At 65.1% G+C, this 18,431-nt stretch carries 21 protein-coding genes, 2 tRNA genes and 1 pseudogene; 22 read left to right on the forward strand and 2 right to left on the reverse strand.

The annotated features are described in order from the left end of the window. Window positions 1-9 precede the first annotated feature (9 nt). The 17 genes and pseudogenes from gspG (at window position 10) to H3Z74_RS07180 (ending at window position 11,587) form a co-directional block, all read left to right on the forward strand. Window positions 10-468, forward strand: coding sequence for a type II secretion system major pseudopilin GspG (gspG, locus tag H3Z74_RS07105; RefSeq protein ID WP_390901792.1), 459 nt, complete (start codon window positions 10-12; stop codon window positions 466-468). Between the two features lie 24 nt (window positions 469-492). Further along, window positions 493-972 carry a GspH/FimT family pseudopilin gene (locus H3Z74_RS07110; protein WP_315444027.1) on the forward strand — a complete coding sequence of 160 codons (480 nt, stop codon included), beginning with the start codon at window positions 493-495 and terminating at the stop codon, window positions 970-972. Then, the gene (gspI, locus tag H3Z74_RS07115) at window positions 965-1,384 is read left to right on the forward strand and encodes a type II secretion system minor pseudopilin GspI (protein ID WP_187763225.1); all 420 of its coding nucleotides are present in this window, start codon (window positions 965-967) and stop codon (window positions 1,382-1,384) included. Before H3Z74_RS07110 ends, gspI begins: the two co-directional genes overlap by 8 nt. Next, window positions 1,381-2,043, forward strand: coding sequence for a type II secretion system minor pseudopilin GspJ (gene gspJ, locus H3Z74_RS07120; protein ID WP_229726949.1), 663 nt, complete (start codon window positions 1,381-1,383; stop codon window positions 2,041-2,043). Before gspI ends, gspJ begins: the two co-directional genes overlap by 4 nt. A 27-nt stretch (window positions 2,044-2,070) precedes the next feature. Continuing rightward, window positions 2,071-3,018, forward strand: a complete 948-nt coding sequence (gspK, locus tag H3Z74_RS07125; protein WP_229726950.1) for a type II secretion system minor pseudopilin GspK — start codon at window positions 2,071-2,073, stop codon at window positions 3,016-3,018. Beyond that, window positions 3,015-4,109, forward strand: coding sequence for a type II secretion system protein GspL (gene gspL, locus H3Z74_RS07130; protein ID WP_187763227.1), 1,095 nt, complete (start codon window positions 3,015-3,017; stop codon window positions 4,107-4,109). The genes gspK and gspL overlap by 4 nt, the downstream gene beginning before the upstream one ends. Then, window positions 4,106-4,585 carry a type II secretion system protein GspM gene (gene gspM / locus H3Z74_RS07135; protein WP_187763228.1) on the forward strand — a complete coding sequence of 160 codons (480 nt, stop codon included), beginning with the start codon at window positions 4,106-4,108 and terminating at the stop codon, window positions 4,583-4,585. The genes gspL and gspM overlap by 4 nt, the downstream gene beginning before the upstream one ends. A 77-nt stretch (window positions 4,586-4,662) precedes the next feature. Next, a pseudogene (gene gspN / locus H3Z74_RS07140) lies at window positions 4,663-5,302 on the forward strand (type II secretion system protein N). A gap of 75 nt (window positions 5,303-5,377) precedes the next feature. Beyond that, a tRNA-His gene (locus H3Z74_RS07145) sits at window positions 5,378-5,454 on the forward strand. Between the two features lie 55 nt (window positions 5,455-5,509). Next, window positions 5,510-6,565: a Glu/Leu/Phe/Val family dehydrogenase gene (locus H3Z74_RS07150; protein ID WP_229726951.1), complete on the forward strand. Its 1,056-nt coding sequence runs from the start codon at window positions 5,510-5,512 to the stop codon at window positions 6,563-6,565. 93 nt (window positions 6,566-6,658) lie between these two features. After that, window positions 6,659-7,384 carry a heme ABC transporter permease CcmC gene (gene ccmC / locus H3Z74_RS07155; RefSeq protein WP_187763230.1) on the forward strand — a complete coding sequence of 242 codons (726 nt, stop codon included), beginning with the start codon at window positions 6,659-6,661 and terminating at the stop codon, window positions 7,382-7,384. Continuing rightward, window positions 7,381-7,503, forward strand: a complete 123-nt coding sequence (locus H3Z74_RS24595; RefSeq protein WP_261300369.1) for a hypothetical protein — start codon at window positions 7,381-7,383, stop codon at window positions 7,501-7,503. The genes ccmC and H3Z74_RS24595 overlap by 4 nt, the downstream gene beginning before the upstream one ends. Continuing rightward, window positions 7,500-7,946: a cytochrome c maturation protein CcmE gene (gene ccmE, locus H3Z74_RS07160; RefSeq protein ID WP_187763231.1), complete on the forward strand. Its 447-nt coding sequence runs from the start codon at window positions 7,500-7,502 to the stop codon at window positions 7,944-7,946. Before H3Z74_RS24595 ends, ccmE begins: the two co-directional genes overlap by 4 nt. Continuing rightward, entirely contained in the window at window positions 7,943-9,868 is a 1,926-nt protein-coding gene (locus H3Z74_RS07165; RefSeq protein ID WP_187763232.1) for a heme lyase CcmF/NrfE family subunit, read from the forward strand. The genes ccmE and H3Z74_RS07165 overlap by 4 nt, the downstream gene beginning before the upstream one ends. Then, the gene (locus tag H3Z74_RS07170) at window positions 9,865-10,392 is read left to right on the forward strand and encodes a redoxin family protein (RefSeq protein ID WP_187763233.1); all 528 of its coding nucleotides are present in this window, start codon (window positions 9,865-9,867) and stop codon (window positions 10,390-10,392) included. The genes H3Z74_RS07165 and H3Z74_RS07170 overlap by 4 nt, the downstream gene beginning before the upstream one ends. Before the next feature lie 152 nt (window positions 10,393-10,544). Then, window positions 10,545-10,949, forward strand: a complete 405-nt coding sequence (locus tag H3Z74_RS07175) for a cytochrome c-type biogenesis protein (protein WP_390901791.1) — start codon at window positions 10,545-10,547, stop codon at window positions 10,947-10,949. Then, window positions 10,910-11,587 carry a tetratricopeptide repeat protein gene (locus tag H3Z74_RS07180; RefSeq protein ID WP_229726952.1) on the forward strand — a complete coding sequence of 226 codons (678 nt, stop codon included), beginning with the start codon at window positions 10,910-10,912 and terminating at the stop codon, window positions 11,585-11,587. The genes H3Z74_RS07175 and H3Z74_RS07180 overlap by 40 nt, the downstream gene beginning before the upstream one ends. A 504-nt stretch (window positions 11,588-12,091) precedes the next feature. On the opposite strand, the gene ald is transcribed toward H3Z74_RS07180, so the two are convergent. Next, window positions 12,092-13,198, reverse strand: coding sequence for an alanine dehydrogenase (gene ald, locus H3Z74_RS07185; protein WP_187763236.1), 1,107 nt, complete (start codon window positions 13,196-13,198; stop codon window positions 12,092-12,094). A gap of 164 nt (window positions 13,199-13,362) precedes the next feature. On the opposite strand from ald, the gene H3Z74_RS07190 reads away from it, so the two are divergent. From H3Z74_RS07190 to H3Z74_RS07205, 4 genes are all read left to right on the forward strand, one after another. Further along, the gene (locus tag H3Z74_RS07190; RefSeq protein ID WP_229726953.1) at window positions 13,363-13,809 is read left to right on the forward strand and encodes an Lrp/AsnC family transcriptional regulator; all 447 of its coding nucleotides are present in this window, start codon (window positions 13,363-13,365) and stop codon (window positions 13,807-13,809) included. Between the two features lie 135 nt (window positions 13,810-13,944). After that, window positions 13,945-15,858: a potassium transporter Kup gene (locus H3Z74_RS07195; protein WP_187764210.1), complete on the forward strand. Its 1,914-nt coding sequence runs from the start codon at window positions 13,945-13,947 to the stop codon at window positions 15,856-15,858. Next, window positions 15,855-16,364: a 2'-5' RNA ligase family protein gene (locus H3Z74_RS07200; RefSeq protein ID WP_187763238.1), complete on the forward strand. Its 510-nt coding sequence runs from the start codon at window positions 15,855-15,857 to the stop codon at window positions 16,362-16,364. Before H3Z74_RS07195 ends, H3Z74_RS07200 begins: the two co-directional genes overlap by 4 nt. A 56-nt stretch (window positions 16,365-16,420) precedes the next feature. Continuing rightward, window positions 16,421-16,497 (forward strand) — tRNA-Met (locus H3Z74_RS07205). Between the two features lie 22 nt (window positions 16,498-16,519). Here H3Z74_RS07205 and H3Z74_RS07210 read toward each other — a convergent pair. Next, on the reverse strand, window positions 16,520-17,152 hold the full coding sequence (locus H3Z74_RS07210; protein ID WP_187763239.1) for a peptidylprolyl isomerase: 633 nt from the start codon (window positions 17,150-17,152) through the stop codon (window positions 16,520-16,522). A 313-nt stretch (window positions 17,153-17,465) separates the two neighbouring features. On the opposite strand from H3Z74_RS07210, the gene trxB reads away from it, so the two are divergent. Further along, window positions 17,466-18,431 (forward strand): thioredoxin-disulfide reductase, encoded by a 966-nt coding sequence (gene trxB / locus H3Z74_RS07215; protein WP_187763240.1) that lies wholly within the window; start codon window positions 17,466-17,468, stop codon window positions 18,429-18,431.

Raw genomic sequence — 18,431 nt, forward strand, 5'->3', positions numbered from 1 at the left:
TGTGCGCCGGTGAAGCGTTCCGCCGAACACGGCTTCACCCCCGTGAGGCGTTCCGCCGAACACGGCTTCACATTGGTTGAGCTGATGGTGGTGATCGTCATTCTCGGCCTGCTCGCGACGATCGTCGCGCTTAATGTGATCCCGCAGGGCGAGCGCGCCAAGTCGGAAAAAGCCAAGGCCGATATCGCGACGATCGAGAATGGCCTGGAACTCTACAAGCTCAACCTGTCGAACTACCCGACCACGTCGCAGGGGCTGGCGGCGCTGCTCAATGCACCGGCCGATCTTGGCGACCCGTCGCGCTACCAGAAGGGCGGCTATATCAAGAAGCTGCCCGACGACCCCTGGGGACGTCCTTACCTCTATGCCTCGCCGGGCACGCATGGCGACACCGATATCTGGACTTTTGGTGCGGACGGGAAAGAAGGCGGCGAGGGAGCCGATGCCGATATCGGCAGCTGGCAGTGACTTGGTCTTAAGAGGAGCTTTCTCTTGAGACGTTTCGCCGAACACGGCTTCACACCCGTGAGGCGTTTCGCCGAACACGGCTTCACACTGGTCGAGCTGATGATCGTCATCACGATCATCGGGCTGGCATCGGCTGTCGTCGTGCTGGCGATCCCCGATCCGCGCGGCCGGCTGATCGACGACGCGACGCGCTTCGCGGCGCGCGCGCGCGCCGCGCATGATTCGGCGATCGTCGAGGCGCGGCCGGTGAGTATCTGGATTTCCGGTGGCGGTTATGGTTTCGACACGCGGAGCCGCGGTACCTGGCAGCCGATCAGCGAAAAGCCGTTCAAGGTGGCGCGCTGGGCCGACGGCGTCACGCCGGTACTGAGCGGCGACCGCGATCGGGTCGTGTTCGATTCGACTGGCCTTGCGGATCGTTCGTTCGATGTCCGCCTGACCCGCGATGGCGAGAGCACGATCGTGCGGATCGGCGCTGATGGTTCGGTCAAAGTCGATGGCTGACAGGCTTCCAATCACTCGCTCCACCTCTTCGCGGCGTTCCGCCGAACGCGGCTTCACGCTGATCGAGATGATGGTGGCGCTTGCGGTGTTCAGTCTCGCTGCGCTGGCGCTGATCCGTCTGGAAGGGGCGACGATCCGCGGTGCGGGGATGCTCGATTCTGCGCTGACCGCCCAGATGGTCGCGCGCAATGTCGCGATCGAAGCATTGAGCGACTCTCGCCCGCCTGCGATCGGCCAGGCCCGGGGCGTCGAGCAGAATGGCGGCCGCAGCTGGGGCTGGACGCGCGTGACTCGTCCGACCGGCGACACGCGCATCCTGCGCATCGACGTCTCGGTCGCGGATACGGCAGGGCAGGTGCAGGGACGATTGACCGTGGTGCGCCCGGCTTCCTTGCCCGGGGCGTCGTCATGAGACGTTCCGCCGAACACGGCTTCACGCCCGTGAGGCGTTCCGCCGAACACGGCTTCACGCTGGTCGAGTTGATGATCTCCTTCCTGATCTTCGGCATGCTCGCCTCGGCGGGCGTTGCCTTGCTGTCATTCAGCGTGCGGGCGCAGGGCGTGACCGGGGCACGGCTCGACGATGTCGGCGCGTTGAGCCGCCTGTCATCGGCGCTGTCGGCCGATTTCGCCCAGGCCTCTTTCCGCACGACGCGCAACGAGGCGGGCGACGTCTTGCCCGCCTTCACTGGAGAATCCGGCTCGGGAACGACGCCGATGCTGCGTCTCGTGCGCGGCGGCTGGAGCAATCTCGATCGGGCCCGCCGCGCGAGCGAGCAGAAGGTCGAATATCGGCTTGCCGACGGTAATATCGAACGCATCTCCTTTCCGATGCTCGATGGCGCCGAACCGTTGGCCCCGGCCGTGCTGCTGAGCGACGTGCGTCAAGTGTCCCTGCGTTATCGGATCAACGGTGCATGGAGCGATGTCTGGCAGGGCAGCGCCAGGTCGCCGCTCCCGCAAGTGGTCGAAATGCGGCTGGTCCGCGGCAACGGCACTGAGTTCCGCCAGCTTTTCCTGGTCGGGGCCGGCTATGCGCCCAAGGGGCTGGAGACCGGCAATGGCGGCTGATCGAGGCTCCGAGCGGGGGCGGCATTGTTGACCGTGCTGCTGCTGGTCGCAGTCATCTCGGTGCTCGCCGCGACCGCATTGGAGAAGCTGCGCCTTGCGACCCGGCTCTCCGGCAATGCCGCCGCAACCGAGCAGGCGCGCGCCTATGCCTATGCCGCCGAAACGCTGGCGCTGACCAAGGTCACCGACCTGCTCGGGCGCGATGCGGCGCGAGTGACGCTGGCGGGCGGATGGAGCGGAAAGCCGTTCCCGCTGCCGGTGCCCGGCGGCATGGCCACTGCGCGCGTCCGCGATGGCGGTAATTGCTTCAATCTCAATGGCCTGGTTGTCGAAACCGAGCCCCGCATCTATGCCGCCTACACGCCCGCCCGCTTGCAGTTCGCGCGCCTGATGCGGCTGGTCGGCGTATCCGCGCAACTCGCCGTGCCGATCGCCGACGCGGCGTCCGACTGGATCGACAGCGATACCTATCCGTTGCCAGCCGGGGCGGAGGATTCCGTCTATCTCGGCGCGGAGACACCATATCGCACGGCCAACACGTTAATGGCGGATCCGAGCGAATTGCGCGCGGTGTCCGGGGTCACGCCCGAAATCTATGCGAAGATTCGCCCCTGGCTCTGCACGCTGCCGATCGCCAAGCCTTCGACGATCAACATCAACACGCTGCTGCCGGAACAGGCGCCGCTGTTTGCCATGTTGCTGCCCGAAACGCTGAGTGTCGAAGGTGCGCGGCAATTGCTGTTGAAACGGCCGCCCCAAGGCTATGAGAGCACGGTCGCGTTCTGGAAGCTGCCGTCGTTGACCGCGATCACGCCATCCCCGGATGCGCTTGCTCAAACGGCGGTTACGACGCACTGGTTCGCGCTCGATGTGGACGTGACCTTGGGTGGGGCGGAATTGGAACAGCAATCGACGATCGATGCGACGACCTTGCCCGCGCGGCTCGTGTCGCGGCAATGGGGTGAGCGGTCATGAACGACACGCTGGTCCTGTTCCTGCCCGCGCCGAGCACGCCGTGGCGCTGGCTGCGCATCGCCGACGATATGGTGAAGGCGCGTGGGGAGGGGTTCCCGGAAGGCGTGGATCCGGACGGGCCACCGCCGGTTGCGATCGCGCCGGCCGAGTCGGTCACGCTGCACTGGGCGGAATTGCCCGATCGCTCCGCCGCGCAATCGGTCACCGCCGCGCGGATGCTGGCAGCGGATGCCAGCGCCTCGCCGATCGCCGACCTGCATGTCGCTGTCGGGCGCGAGGACGATCATGCCGAACGGCCGATCGGCGTGGTGTCGATATCGCAAATGCATCATTGGCTCGCCGCGCTGGCCGCGAATGGCGTCGATCCGGCGATGCTCCTGCCGGCGCCCATGCTGCTGCCGCGCCCGGAAGAGGGCTATGTCCGCGCCGACCTTGGTGGCGAAGGCGTGGTGCGCGGCACGACCAGCGGCTTTGCCGATGAAGCGCGGCTGACCGAGCTGGTGACCGGCGGTGCCGCACCGGCAACACTCGGGCGCGATGAGCTGGAGGCGGCGATCGTTGCGGCAGTGGCGTCGCCGGCGCTCGACCTGCGTCAGGGAGTTTTCGCGCGGCGGCGCAAGCTCGCGCTCGATTGGGCGCTGATCCGGCGCCTCGGTTGGCTGTCGGTCGCGATCCTGGTCGTCACGCTGTTCATCGGTATCGTGTCGATCCTCAAATACAGCCTCGCCGCCGATGCGCTGGAGCAGCGCGCCGATACGCTTGCGCGCCAGGGATTGCCGCGTGGCGAGACGGTCAACAATGCCGACCGCCAGCTCGACGAACGCCTGTCGCGGTTGCGCGGCGGCGGCCTTGGTTTCACCCGTACGGCAGCAGCGGTTTCCTCCGCGGTGCGGTCGGTGCCGGGCGCGGAACTGACGGCGCTGGCCTTCGATGCGAATGGCGATGTCCGCGCGACCATCTCGGCCGATCGCGAAGCTGCCGCCGCGGATGTCCGGAGTCGGCTTGTGGCACAGGGCTTTGTTGTCCCGGCCGCGACGTTCGAGGCGGCCAATGGACGGGTTTCAGGGCAATTGAAGGTGTCGCCACGATGATCGCCGCCTTTAGCAGCTGGTTCACTGGCCGGTCGCTGCGCGAAAAGCGCTTGCTCATCGTGATGGCCGCGCTGGCGGCGCTGACCCTGGTCTGGGCCGGGATTATCCGGCCGGTCACCGACGGCCTGTCCGCGGCGCGCGAACGCCATGCCGGGGCGGTGATCCGCGTCGCCGAAACCGAATCACGGCTCGCAGCGCTGAAATCGTTGCAGCAGGATCGGCCGGCACCGCTCGGTGCCCCGCTCGACACGATCATCCGCGACCGCGCCAACAATGCCGGATTCCCGCTTGCCAATGTCACGATGCAGGGCGGCGACCGGGTGCAGATCGACATCGCCGCCGCAAAGCCGGGGGCGCTGCTTGGCTGGATTGCCGATCTGGAACTGGCAGGCATATTGGTCGATTCGCTCAACCTGACCAATAATGGCGATCAGACGGTGGCGGCGGCCATCACCCTGAAGGTGCGAGGACAATGAGGCGCATCTGCCTGACCACTGGCCCGACCGCGATGTTCGGTGCCGCGTTCGTGATCGCGCTGATCGCGTTCATGCCGATGCGGCTGGTGCTCGGCTGGTTCGGGCTCGGCGAAACCGGGCTGGCGGCGCGCAGTGTCGAGGGCAGCGTCTGGTGGGGATCGCTCAGCGGCGCGCAGTTCGGCGACCTGGAACTGGGTGATCTGCGCGCGGGGCTGTCGCCGGTGCAATTGCTGGTCGGCCGCGCCCGTGTGGCGCTCGACGGGCGCAGAATCGGACCGCGCGCTGCACGGCGCGATCGGGGTCAGCCGCCACAGCGTCGGGCTCGACGATATGACTGCGACGCTTGCGGCGGGCACTGTATTTGCGCCGGTACCCGTCTCCGCGATCAACCTTGATGATGTCAGCGTGCGCTTCAAAGACGGCACATGCCAGCGGGCCGAGGGCCGGGTGCGCGCGACCCTGAACGGCGATCTGGCAGGCATCGCGCTGACCCAGGGCCTTTCCGGCACGGCGAAATGCGAATCGGGCGCATTGTTGCTGCCGCTCGCCAGCCAGTCCGGGACGGAAAGAGTCGCGTTGCGACTCTGGGCGACCGGTCGTTTCCGCGCCGAACTGGTCGTGCAGCCCGCTGATCCTGCAGCCGTGCCGAAACTGGTGCTCAGTGGGTTCCAGCCGGGCGCGAACGGCTATACGCTCGCGATCGAGGGCAGATTCTGAATAACCTTCGAGCGTTTGAGTGCATGCTAATCTTGACGCTGGCCCGTTCGGCCCGCTAGGGGCGCTGGCTCTGCGGCGATCGTAGTTCAATTGGTTAGAGCGTCGGCTTGTGATGCCGGATGTTGCGGGTTCAAGTCCCGTCGGTCGCCCCATTTATTCATTTGCTCGCCTGATGGCGTGTCGGGCCGGTATCGCATCGGTCGAAGGATGATCATGAGCACCTGGGGCTTTCCCGATTTCGACGACCATGAGGGCGTCCACCTGTTCACGGACTCCAAGTCCGGCCTCCAGGCGGTCATCGCCGTCCATTCGACCAATCTCGGCCCGGCCGCGGGCGGGGTGCGCTTCTGGCATTATGCCGACAGCGACCGTGCGATCACCGATGCATTGCGCCTCTCGCGCGGCATGAGCTTCAAGAATGCGATGGCCGGCCTGCCGATGGGCGGCGGCAAGGGCGTGGTGCTGGCGGCGAAGCCCGGCGATACCATCAGCACTGCGCAGCTCGAGGCGTTCGGCCGTGCGGTCGACTCGCTCGGCGGGCGCTATGTGACGGCCGAGGATGTCGGCATGTCCGAAGCCAGCATGAAGATCATCGCGACCATGACTCGCCATGTCTCCGGCCTGCCGGTTGCGGCGGGGAGTGCGGGCGGCGACCCCGGCCCCTATACCGCGCATGGCGTCTATCTCGGCGTCAAGGCAGCCGCGAAGCGGGGGCTAGGCGCCGACTCGATGAAGGACGTGCATGTCGCGATCCAGGGCGTCGGCAGTGTCGGCGGCGGCCTGGCCAGATTGCTCGCCCGTGATGGCGCGCGTCTGACTCTGGCGGACGTGAACAAGGATCGCGCGAAGGCGCTGGCGGTCGAACTGAGCGCGGAAGTCGCCGCGACCGATGCGATCCTCGGCCTGAAGGCGGATATCGTCAGCCCCAATGCGCTTGGCGCGATCCTGACCGAAGAGTCGATTGCCGCGCTGCAGACCACAGTGATTGCCGGCGGCGCGAACAACCAGCTTGCGACGCGCGAAGATGGTGCGCGGCTGGCGGCGCGCGGGATTCTTTATGCGCCTGACTATGTCATCAACGCCGGCGGCATCATCAATGTCGGGCTCGAATATCTCGGCCAGGGTGACGAGGCCGAGGTCAATGCCCGCATCGCCCGGATTCCCGAGCGCCTGGTCGAGGTGTGGGACGAGAGCGACCGCAGCGGCGCGCCGGCGTCGGACGTGGCCGACATGATCGCCAAGCGGTTGATCGGGCGCAGCTGATCGATACGGGCGATCATGTCTTGCTGATCACTCGGTAATGGCTCTTTCGGCCTGTTGAGTAACGCCTCGATCCCCTTTAGACCGCGAGCCATCGTGGCCTCCCTTCATGCCTTTGCCAATCCCGCCCGCTTCCTGAAGCTCGCGCGCCCGCTGACGCCTTTCCTGTTCTGGGGCGGGCTGGGGCTGATCGTGCTTGGCACCTGGGCCGGGTTGCTCGTGACCCCGCCCGATTATCTTCAGGGCGAGACGGTGCGGATCCTCTACATCCATGTGCCGAGCGCATGGCTGGGTATGGCCGGGTGGAGTGGGATCGCGGCGTCGAGCATCCTGTTCCTGGTCTGGCGCCATCCGCTCGCAGGGGTCGCTGCGCGGGCGATTGCGCTGCCCGGTGCGGTGTTTACTGCGCTGTGCTTGATTACCGGCTCGATCTGGGGGCGGCCGACCTGGGGTACCTGGTGGCAATGGGACGGGCGGCTGACCTCGATGCTGCTGCTGTTCTTCGTCTATCTCGGCTATATGGCGCTGGCTCGCGCCGATGCCGATCGCGGCGGCGATGGGCGCATTCCCGCAATCTATGGCGTTGCCGGATCCGTGCTGCTGCCGATCATCCGCTATTCGGTGGTGTGGTGGAACACGCTGCACCAGGGCCAGAGCATTGGCCTGACCGGCTCGAAGATCGCCGGCAGCATCCTCTGGCCGTTGCCGGTGATGCTGCTCGGCTTCACCCTGTTCTTTGCCGCGATCGTGCTGATGCGGATGCGCACCATGCTCGCGACGGCCAAGTCCGAGGCGCGGATGCGCCGGATGGCAACCTCGTGAATCCCTGGCCCTTCGTCATTGCGGCTTACACGCTGACCTTTGCCGCGGCCTTTGCGCTGGCGCTGGGCAGCTGGCGTGCGATGCGCAAGGCGGAACGCTCCTCGGGCGAGCGACCATGAAAGCAAAGCATCAGCGGCTGATGCTCGTGCTGCTTGCCGTGGTGGCGATTGCCGGCGCAAGCGGCCTCGCCTTGTCTGCACTCAAGGATCAGGCCGCCTTCTTCTATGCGCCGTCGGATGTCGCAAAATCGGGGCCGCCGGTCGGTCGCGCGGTGCGGCTCGGCGGCATGGTCAAGAAAGGGTCGATCGAGCGCCAAGCAGACGGCGTGTCGATCCGGTTCGTGGTCACCGACGGCGCCGCCACCGTCCCGGTCAGCTTCAGCGGCATCACCCCCGATCTGTTCAAGGAGGCCTCGGGCGTGGTCGCCGAAGGCAGCTTCAACGCCGATGGCAGTTTCACCGCGACCAATTTGCTGGCCAAGCATGACGAGCGCTATATGCCCCCACAGGTCGCCCAGACGCGTGAAGGCAACATGCACGAGACGAAGTCGCTCGAGCCATGATCGCCGAAGGGGGGCTGGCAGCATTATGGATGGCGGCGGCGCTGGCGGCGTTGCAGCTGATCATGGCCGCGGTCGGCATCGCCAAGCAGCGTGATGACGTCATGGCGGCGGTACGCCCCGTGGCGATCGTGCAGGGACTGCTGACCACGCTGGCGATGGGCGCGTTGATCGCAGTGTTCATGCGCTCCGACATGTCGGTGCTGCTGGTCGCGGAGAACAGCCATTCGGCCAAGCCCTGGCTGTACAAATTCGCCGGCGCCTGGGGTAATCATGAAGGGTCCATGCTGCTCTGGGTCACCATATTGGGACTGGCGGGCGGCGCGATCGCGATCTTCGAGGATCGGCTGAACAAGTCGACGCTGATCGCGACGCTGGGTGCGCAGGCAGCAATTGCCCTTGGTTTCTATGCCTTTCTGCTCTTTTCCTCCAATCCGTTCACAAGATTGAGCCCGGCCGCGCCCGACGGGGCCGGCCTCAATCCGCTGCTGCAGGACCCCGGCTTGGCGTTCCATCCGCCGACATTATACATCGGCTATGTCGGCATTTCGGTCGCCTTTTCCTTCGCCGTCGGGGCGCTGATCACGCGCGATGTCGGCCCGGCTTTCGCGCGAGCGATGCGGCCGTGGATCCTGGCGGCATGGATTTTCTTGACGCTCGGCATCACCGCCGGCTCCTATTGGGCCTATTATGAACTTGGCTGGGGCGGCTGGTGGTTCTGGGACCCGGTCGAGAATGCTTCGCTGATGCCGTGGCTCGCCGCGACGGCCTTGCTTCATTCGGTGACGGTGCTGGCGACGCGCGATGGTCTGCGCGCCTGGACGGTGATGCTGGCGGTGGTCGCCTTTTCGATGTCGATGGTCGGCACCTTCCTGGTCCGCTCGGGCATCCTGACCAGCGTCCATGCCTTTGCGGTCGATCCCGAACGCGGCAGTTTCATTCTCGCCTTGCTGGTCATCTATATCGGCGGCGCGCTGGCCCTGTTCGGCGCGCGCGTTGGCACGGTACATCAGGGGCGGACGTTCGAACTGGTCAGCCGCGAGGGCGCACTGGTGGCCAACAACCTGCTGCTCTCGGTCATTCTCGGTATCGTGCTGATTGGCACGCTCTATCCGATCGTCGCGGCGTCGATGGGCACGCAATTGTCGGTTGGTCCGCCTTTCTTCGACAAGACCGCCGGGCCGATCGCCCTGATCCTGGTCGCGTTCATGGCGGCCGGACCGCTGATGCGCTGGCGGCGCGATGAAAGCGGGCTGATTGTGTCGCGCATGCTTGGGCCGATTGCGGCGACCTGCTTCACCTGGGCGGCGGTGTTCATGGTCACCGGCGGGATCGCGATCCTGCCGATGCTTGGACTCGGGCTCGCGGCAGGGCTGGCGGTGGCCAGCGTCGCACCCCTGTGGAAACGCAATCTGCGCCGCACGCCCCTGTTCACCTGGGGTATGGTGATCGCGCATCTCGGTATCGCAGTCAGCTTGGCCGGTATGGCCTGCGACAGCGCCTTTACCAAGGAAACGCTGGTCGCGGCGCGTGTCGGCCAGCCATACAAGGTCGGGCCTTACCGTGTGACGCTCGACGGTATCAGCCCGGTGATCGGGTCGAACTGGTCGGCATTGCAGGCGCAATTGACGGTCCGGCGCGGGGAAGACGGCACGCCCTTCGCGCTTCATCCACAATCGCGCTTTTTCTCCTCGCCGCCGACCGTGACAAGTGAATCGGCGATCGCGACGCGGCTCGACGGACAGCTCTACACCGTGCTCGGCGCGCCGGACGGGCAGGGGCGCTGGCAGCTTCGGCTGTGGTGGAAACCGTTTGTGACCTTTATCTGGCTTGGCGGTGCATTGATCGCGCTGGGTGGTGCGCTGTCTCTGTTCGGACGCGTCCGCCGCGAACGCCAGGTCGTGCTGCGGGAGGCATATGCATGAAGCGCGCGGTAATCTGGCTGCCATTGGTGGGGTTCGCGTTGCTGTTCGCCGTCGTCGCGAGCGGCCTGATCCGGCCCGCTGATCGCACTGTGCGCTCGGCACTGATCGGCCAGAAGCTGCCGACCTTCTCCCTGCCCGCAATGGTGCCGGACAAGCCGGGGCTCGGCAGCGCGGTATTCGGTCAGGGCCAGCCGCGATTGCTCAATGTCTTCGCCAGCTGGTGCGTGCCATGCATCGCCGAGGCGCCGCAACTGATGAAGCTCAAACAGATGGGTGTGCCGATCGATGCCATTGCGATTCGCGATACAACCCCGGCGATTCAAGCGTTTCTGAAGCGCAACGGCGATCCCTATCAACGCATCGGCAACGACGCGGAGAGTTCGGTGCAACTGGCGCTTGGCTCGTCAGGTGTGCCGGAGACCTTCGTCATCGACGGCCAGGGCCGCGTAGTGAAACAGCATGTCGGCGATATCCGCGCTGACGACATTCCCGAAATTCTTGCCGCGTTGCAGTCGGCGCGATGATTCGATCCGCGACCATATTTTCTCACGGCTTCCCCGGCGAAGGCCGGGGCCCAGTCGAGATGTCGGATGTAACGACCCGCAGCGCGCAGCCAAGGCCGTTTCCCAACTGGGCCCCGGCCTTCGCCGGGGAAGCGTTCATAAAGAAGATCTGGGTGACGATCTTTGCTGTACTGGCATTGCTCGCCGCCCCTCCGGCTCACGCTGACAGCGCCTTGCCGCCGGCATCGCTTGCCAACACCCAGCTCAAGGACCCGGCCAAGGAAGCCCAGGCCAGGGCGTTGATGGCGACCTTGCGCTGCCTGGTGTGTCAGGGACAGGCCATCTCCGACAGTGATGCCGACATGGCCGGCGACATGCGCTCGCTGGTGCGTCGTCGTATCGCCGCCGGCGAAAGCCCCGAGCAAGTCCGCAAATGGCTGATCGCGCGCTATGGCGACTATGTGACCTATGATCCGCCGCTCAGCGCTGTGACCGCGCCCTTGTGGCTGATGCCGCTGGTGCTGCTGGCGATCGGCGGTTGGCTCGCGCGCGGGTCGTTCAAGCGCCGGCGCGGCTGATGGGCTGGGTGATCCTTGCTGCGATTGCCGGCGGTGCGGCGCTGCTGCTGTGGCGCATTGGCGTCTCGCGTGAACTCTGGTCGTTCATCGGATCCGCGCTGGTGCTCGGCGCGGCCGGCTATGCGCTGCAGGGCCGGCCCTTGCTGGCGGGCACGCCGGTCGAGGCGAATGCGCGGCCGATCGCGGTCGACGCTGGTCTGGTCGAGCTGCGTGAATCGATGGTCGGGCGGTTGCGCGCCGATACGGCTTATCTGACCGCGGCGGACGGCATGACTCGCGTTGGCGATACCGAGAGCGCGGTGCGCGCGATTCTTGGTGGCCTGCGTCGCTATCCCGATAGCCTGGCGCTCTGGACCGGTCTCGGTACTTCGCTTGCGCTGCACGATGGCGGGCAGGTGTCGCCCACCGCGCTGTTCGCCTTTGCCCAGGCCGCACGGCTCGCCCCAAAACATCCGGCACCGCCCTTTTTCACTGGTCTGGCCTATATTCGCGCAGGCAATTTCGCCCAGGCTCGACCCTATTGGGCCCGCGCATTGGCGCTGACGCCGGCAAAAATCTCCTACCGGCCGGAATTGGCCTATCGGCTGGCGCTGCTCGATCGCCTGCTGGCGGACGCGGATCAGGCTACGCCGCGCTGATTTCGGGCATGGATGCCCGGTAGGACCCGCGGCTCCGCACGGTGTATGCTTGGCCGCTCGAAGAGCTGATTTCTTCAGCTAAGTATATGACAATAAACGAATTATATAAGCGCCGTCTAATGCCGTGATGAGGAGATATGTTACATCTCTGGTGTAACATATCTCCTGCGCGCGTCCCCGCAATCCTGTCACCTGCAACGATTCAACCATCGTACCGGATCGGGCATGTCATCGCTTGCCGGACATGAACCGGCGCGTAGGTTCTGCTCTTTCTCATGGCCGTGAAGCGTCGGGCGCAAGCCCCTGTTTCGATCGAACCGGCCTCGTCATCCCACCAAAGCGGGGATCCCACTGCCTTGCCCGCGCTCAGAAAAGGAAGCGGGAGTCGCGCTTTCGCGGAAATGGCAGAGAGGTCTGCTCAAAGTCATCTGACTCAAGTACAGAAACAAGCTCCATGGCCCGGGGGCTCCCACAAAGGCGGAAGCCCCGAGTCCGGCCGGGATATTACGCGCTCCATGCCTCGAACGGCAGGTCGAGCGCGTCGGCGACGGCCTGGTGACGGATCTTGCCGTTCGACACATTCAAGCCATTGGCGAGGTGCGGATCGGCCGCCATCGCCTTTTCCGCGCCGAGGCTCGCCAGCTTCAGCACGAAGGGGAGGGTGGCATTGTTGAGCGCGAACGTGCTGGTACGCGCGACCGCGCCCGGCATGTTGGCGACGCAATAATGGATCACGCCGTCGACTTCGAACACCGGGTTGTCATGTGTCGTCGCATGGCTGGTTTCGAAGCAGCCGCCCTGGTCGATCGCGATATCGACCAGCACCGACCCGCGCTTCATCGTCTTGAGCATCTCGCGCGTGACGAGCTTGGGAGCGGCGGCACCAGGCACCAGTACCGCGCCGATCACGAGGTGCGCGTTCTTCACCGCCGAAGCGATCGCCGCCTTGGAGGCATAGGCCGTCTTGATCTGGCTCGAGAAGAACATGTCGAGTTCCGCGAGGCGGGCGTTCGAAATGTCGTAGATCGTCACGTCGGCGCGCATGCCGACCGCCATCTGCGCCGCGTTGACGCCGGAGACACCGCCACCAAGGATCGCGACCCGGGCAGGGGCCACGCCGGGCACGCCGCCGAGCAGGACGCCACGGCCGCCCTGTTCCTTTTCGAGATAATGCGCGCCGACCTGGATCGACATGCGGCCGGCGACTTCCGACATCGGCTTGAGCAGCGGCAGCGAGCGGTCATTGGCGGTGACCGTTTCATAGGCGATGCAGGTCGCGCCCGACTTGATCAGCCCCTCGGCCTGCGCCTTGTCGGCGGCGAGGTGGAGATAGGTGAAGAGCAGATGGCGTGATTCGAGCAGCGCGATCTCGCTTGGCTGCGGCTCTTTCACCTTCACGATCATGTCCGACTGCGCAAACACGCTGGCGGCGTCGGGCAGGATCGTCGCACCGGCGTCGATATAGTCCTGGTCCTCGAAATCGATACCGAGACCGGCACCGGTCTGCACCACGACGCTATGGCCGAGCGCGGTCAGTTCCGACACCGACGGCGGCGTCAGACCGACGCGATATTCGTGATTCTTGATTTCCTTGGGGACACCGACACGCATGGCGAAACTCTCCGGATCGAATTGTTATGGCGCATCATACTGCGTTCCGGGCCTCAAATCTCTGCAAATTACCATGGCTAAACAGGGGCTGATTGCATACATTGCCGGTGTGGTCGGGATATTGAACGGAAAATATGCAACTTAACCGAATAGACTCGGCGATATTGCAACTGCTCGCTGCCGACGCGCGGGCATCGGTCAGCAGCATCGCCGCTCAGGTCGGCCTATCGCAATCGGCCTGTACCCGTCGCATCCAGGCGCTCGAGTCGTCGGGGCATATCCTCGGCTATGGCGCGCATCTCGGCCATCGGCGGCTTGGCTTTCGGGTGACTGCGCTGGTCGACATCACGCTTGGCACGCAGGTCGAGGAGGATCTCGCCCAGTTCGAACGCGCGGTGGCGGCGATCGATGGAATTGTCGAATGCGCGCTGGTTTCCGGCGCGCAGGATTATCGGCTGAAAATCATCTGTCGCGACCTCGACGATTATGAGCGCATGCATCGCGAACATCTCGGCCGCTTGCCCGGCGTGAACACGATCAGCAGCAGCTTCGTGCTTCGCTCCGTCCCGACACGGGGCGAGGCGGACGCCTTGTTCGCCGGCGCGGCATGACCATATATTGCGGCCTTACCCCGCGCGTGATAGGCGCGCCACGCAACCGGCTAGGCGTCGGTCGCGTTTGGCCAAGATGCGATTGATGCAAATCCCGATCAGAGTGCTGCCCCGGTGACCACCGGTTCCCCTGAAATCGTCGCTGAACCGGGCGCCGACCTTGTCGGTGCGCCGGCGGCGCATTGCCATGGCCCCGACGGCATCATCAAGCTGTCGCTCGGCGCGATCGGTGTGGTGTTCGGCGATATCGGCACCAGTCCTCTCTACGCCTTTCGCGAGACCTTTGCGGGGCATCACCCGCTGGCCGTCGATGCGTTCCATATCATGGGCGTGGTCAGCCTGATGTTCTGGTCGATGATGCTGGTCGTGACGGTCAAATATGTCAGCATCATCATGCGCGCCGACAATAAGGGGGAGGGCGGCAGTCTCGCTTTGCTCGCCCTGGTGTCAGGCAAGACCAAGACCAAGCGCTGGACAGCCGGCATCGTCCTGCTCGGCGTGTTCGCCACCGCGCTGTTCTACGGCGACAGCATGATCACTCCGGCAGTGACCGTCCTCGGCGCGGTCGAGGGGTTGGCGATCGCCGCGCCGGGCCTGGGCGGGCTGGTGTTACCGATCGCGGTGGTCATCCTCGTCGCGCTCTTCTCGATCCAGCGCAGCGGCACGTCGAAAATCGGCCTGTTCTTCGGCCCCGTCATGCTGCTCTACTTCGCGGTCATTGCCACGCTCGGCGTGCTCAGTGTCGTCAAGACGCCCGATATCCTCTGGGCCCTGTCGCCGCATTATGCGGTCGAGTTCTTCCTCTACGATCCGGTCCGCGCCTTCCTGGCGCTTGGCTCGGTGGTGCTGGCGGTGACCGGTGCAGAGGCGCTTTATGCCGATATGGGGCATTTCGGGCGCAACCCGATCCGCGTTTCCTGGCTGTTCTTCGTGCTGCCGGCGCTGATCCTCAATTATATGGGGCAGGGCGCGATGTTGATGCGCGACGGCACCCCCGCGCTGGCCAGCCCGTTCTACCTGCTCGCGCCTGAGTATCTGCAGCTGCCGCTGGTGCTGCTCGCCACCGCCGCGGCGGTGATCGCGAGCCAGGCCGTGATCACCGGCGCCTTCTCGGTCACGCAACAGGCAATCCAGCTTGGCTTCATCCCGCGGCTGCGCATCGAACACACCAGCGCCTCGACTGCGGGGCAAATCTACATCCCGCTGGTCAACTGGCTGTTGATGGCCATGGTCCTGCTGCTGGTGCTGGCGTTCCGCTCCTCCGCCAACCTCACCTCGGCCTATGGCATCGCGGTGACCGGCGCGATGATGATCGATACCTGCCTGCTCGGCGTCGTGCTGTTCCGGCTGTGGAACTGGCCCGCCTATTACGCCGTCCCGCTGCTGGCCGTCCTATTCCTGGTCGATGGTGCCTATTTCGCCGCCAACCTGACCAAGGTTCCCGATGGCGGCTGGTTCCCGCTGCTCATCGGCCTGATCATCTTCACCTTGCTGACCACCTGGGCCAAGGGCCGCAAGCTGATGATCGAGCGGATGCGCGAGGGCGCGATGCCGATCAAGGTGTTCATCCAGTCCGCCGCGACCTCGGCCACGCGCGTGCCCGGCACCGCGGTGTTCATGACCTCGTCGCCCGAGGGCGTGCCGCATGCCCTGCTGCACAATCTCAAGCACAACAAGGTGCTGCACGAGCGTATCATCCTGCTCACCATCAAGATCATGGACGAGCCTTATTATCCCGATGGCGGCCGCTGCCATCTCGAGGATCTGGATCAGGGGTTCCACCGCATGGTGCTGAAATACGGCTTCATGCAGGAGCCCGACGTGCCGGCGGCGCTGGCCCGCATCCACCAGTGCGGCGCTGATTTCCGCATGATGGACACCAGCTTCTTCCTGTCGCGCCAGACGCTGCTGCTGTCGGCCCGGCCGGGCATGATGGTTTGGCGCGAAAAGCTCTTCGCCTGGATGTTGCGCAATGCGGAAAGCGCGATGGAGTTCTTCCGCTTGCCGACCAATCGCGTGGTCGAACTGGGCAGTCAGGTCGAGATTTGAGCGCTCCGGCGCCGATCATAGTGACCGCACTGTTCGGGAAGCAGGATACGGCCTATTTCGACGCCTTGCGTCGCGCCCATTTCCCGGCCGAACGCAATCAGTTACCGGCACATCTGACGATGTTCCATCATCTAAGCCCGTCGCTCGAAGCCGAGCTCCGGCAGCGGCTGACAAATGAGACGCGCGGCGTTCGCCCGCCGCCGGCGCGAATCGCCGGTTTGATGTCGCTGGGCAAGGGCGTGGCGTTCCGTATCGAATCACCGGAACTCGCAGATATCCGCGACAGGCTGGCCGATAGTTTTGCCGCGATGCTGACGCCGCAGGATGCGGTCGGGTGGCGGCCGCACGTCACGATTCAGAACAAGGTCACGCCGGCTGAGGCCAAGGCGCTGCAGGCGGCGCTGGCGCTGGATTTCTGCCCACGCCCGGTCGCGATCGCCGGTCTGGCGAGCTGGTGGTATCGCGGCGGCCCATGGGAACCGCTGTCGCGTCATATGTTCGCTTGACCCTTTCCGCGCGCGTTCCTATAGCCCGCGCCTCGCGAGTGAAGCGGCCTCTTTGGGGCGGAGTAGCTCAGCTGGTTAGAGCACGGGAATCATAATCCTGGGGTCGGGGGTTCAAGTCCCTCCTCCGCTACCACTCGCGAGCCTTTCAAATCAGGTCATGGCAGGCGCCGCGCGGTCCGGATCAGGATCGGCGGGACGAGCATCTGCCCCTTCATCACGCCTTCGCCGGCAGTCGGCGAGGGCGTTGCGTCGAGCACGCGGATCACCACATCCATGCCCTCCACGACATGGCCAAACGCGGCATAGCCGAGATTGTCCCCCGGCTGGCTTGGATCGGCATCGAGCGACGGCTGATCGCCGACCATGATGGTGAAGTCGCCGGTCGCCGTGCCTGGGGCATAGCGCGCGGTCGAGATCGTGCCGCTGAGATGTTTCACGCCGGTCTGGGTGGTCGGCTCATGTTTGATCGGTGGAAGGACGCGCTTGGGAGCATTCTGCACCCCGAACTGGACGAAGCCGAACGCCGCCTGCACCTTCACCGTGCGATAAAAGCCGATCCCGTCGAGCCGCTTCTGGTCGACATAGCGCAGGAAATTGGCCGTGGTGACCGGCGCACGCTCCTTTTCGAGCTCCAGCACGATACGGCCCTGATCCGTTTCAAGCACCACGCGCACCGTGGCGGGTGCTGGGGAAGGGGCTGGAGCAGGCTTGGGCGGCGGCGTGGTTTGCGCTTGAGCGATGACTGAAGCCGTAAGCGCCAGTGTCAGGAAGGTCGTTCGGAACAGCATCTCAGATCCTCGCCGTCGATTTCGTGCCGCTTATATCGTGGACCTGCCCGATCGCACCGGCAATTCTTCTTGCTTCCCCGGCGAAGGCCCAGTCGTGAAGCGGGTTGTAACTGCTGCTGCCCTTCGCAACCTCTACCTTCCCAGCTGGGCCCCGGCCTTCGCCGGGGAACGGCTATAGATTGGAATAATGCGCCCAATTGCATCTAGGGCGAGGACAAGAATCGATAGGCTTCCCCCTGCGCCATCACCTCCCATGTTGCATTGGAACGCAGGCGCGCCCTAGAAGCGCGGCTTCGCCAGAACGGACGCTTTCATGACCACCCACACGACCAAGATGCTTATCCTCGGCTCCGGCCCTGCCGGCCTTTCCGCCGCCATCTACGGCGCGCGCGCCGGCATGGCGCCGATCGTCGTGCAGGGTATCCAGCCGGGCGGCCAGCTGACCACCACCACCGATGTCGAGAATTATCCGGGCTTTGCCGATGTGATCCAGGGTCCGTGGCTGATGGAGCAGATGCAGGCCCAGGCCGAGCATGTCGGCACGCGCCTGATGTGGGACACGATCGTCGAGGTCGACCTGACCCGCCGCCCGTTCCGGCTGATCGGCGATGGCGGGGATGTCTATGAGGGCGATGTACTGGTCATCGCGACCGGTGCGCAGGCCAAATGGCTCGGGCTCGACAGTGAAGACCTGCTCAAGGGCAAGGGTGTCAGCGCCTGCGCGACCTGTGACGGCTTCTTCTATCGCGGCAAGCGCGTCGCCGTGATCGGCGGCGGCAACACCGCGGTCGAAGAAGCGCTGTACCTGACCAACCATTCGCCCGACGTGACGCTGATCCACCGCCGCGACAGTTTCCGCGCGGAGAAGATCCTCCAGGACCGGCTGTTCGCGCACAAGGGCATCAAGGTGCTGTGGAACAAGGAAGTCGACGGCTTCGTCGATGGCGGCGGCACCGCCGGCCTGGTCGGCATCGATCTGCGCGATACGGTGACCGGGGAGATTTCGCGTGTCGATGTCGAGGGCGGCTTTGTCGCGATCGGGCATCATCCGGCAACCGAATTGTTCCGCGGTCATCTCGCGCTCGATTCGGATGGCTATATCGCGGTCGAGACGGGCACTACGCGGACCAGCGTGCCCGGGGTGTTCGCCTGTGGTGACGTGATGGACAAGGTTTATCGCCAGGCCGTCACGGCGGCGGGCACCGGATGCATGGCGGCACTGGATGCCGAGCGCTTCCTGGCGACGGCTGAGTTCGAGGTCGCCGAAGCGGCCGAGTGA

The organism is Sphingomonas alpina, assembly GCF_014490665.1.
In the GTDB taxonomy this organism is placed as follows: Bacteria; Pseudomonadota; Alphaproteobacteria; order Sphingomonadales; family Sphingomonadaceae; genus Sphingomonas; species Sphingomonas alpina.

Bases quoted from the DNA above. Each gene is read 5' to 3' on its own strand.
- gspJ (WP_229726949.1), top strand. From the start codon at position 1,381: ATGAGACGTTCCGCCGAACACGGCTTCACGCCCGTGAGGCGTTCCGCC.
- H3Z74_RS07150 (WP_229726951.1), top strand. From the start codon at position 5,510: ATGATCATGAGCACCTGGGGCTTTCCCGATTTCGACGACCATGAGGGC.
- H3Z74_RS07165 (WP_187763232.1), top strand. From the start codon at position 7,943: ATGATCGCCGAAGGGGGGCTGGCAGCATTATGGATGGCGGCGGCGCTG.
- gspI (WP_187763225.1), top strand. From the start codon at position 965: ATGGCTGACAGGCTTCCAATCACTCGCTCCACCTCTTCGCGGCGTTCC.
- gspM (WP_187763228.1), top strand. From the start codon at position 4,106: ATGATCGCCGCCTTTAGCAGCTGGTTCACTGGCCGGTCGCTGCGCGAA.
- H3Z74_RS07210 (WP_187763239.1), bottom strand. From the start codon at position 17,152: ATGCTGTTCCGAACGACCTTCCTGACACTGGCGCTTACGGCTTCAGTC.
- trxB (WP_187763240.1), top strand. From the start codon at position 17,466: ATGACCACCCACACGACCAAGATGCTTATCCTCGGCTCCGGCCCTGCC.
- H3Z74_RS07170 (WP_187763233.1), top strand. From the start codon at position 9,865: ATGAAGCGCGCGGTAATCTGGCTGCCATTGGTGGGGTTCGCGTTGCTG.
- ald (WP_187763236.1), bottom strand. From the start codon at position 13,198: ATGCGTGTCGGTGTCCCCAAGGAAATCAAGAATCACGAATATCGCGTC.
- gspL (WP_187763227.1), top strand. From the start codon at position 3,015: ATGAACGACACGCTGGTCCTGTTCCTGCCCGCGCCGAGCACGCCGTGG.
- ccmE (WP_187763231.1), top strand. From the start codon at position 7,500: ATGAAAGCAAAGCATCAGCGGCTGATGCTCGTGCTGCTTGCCGTGGTG.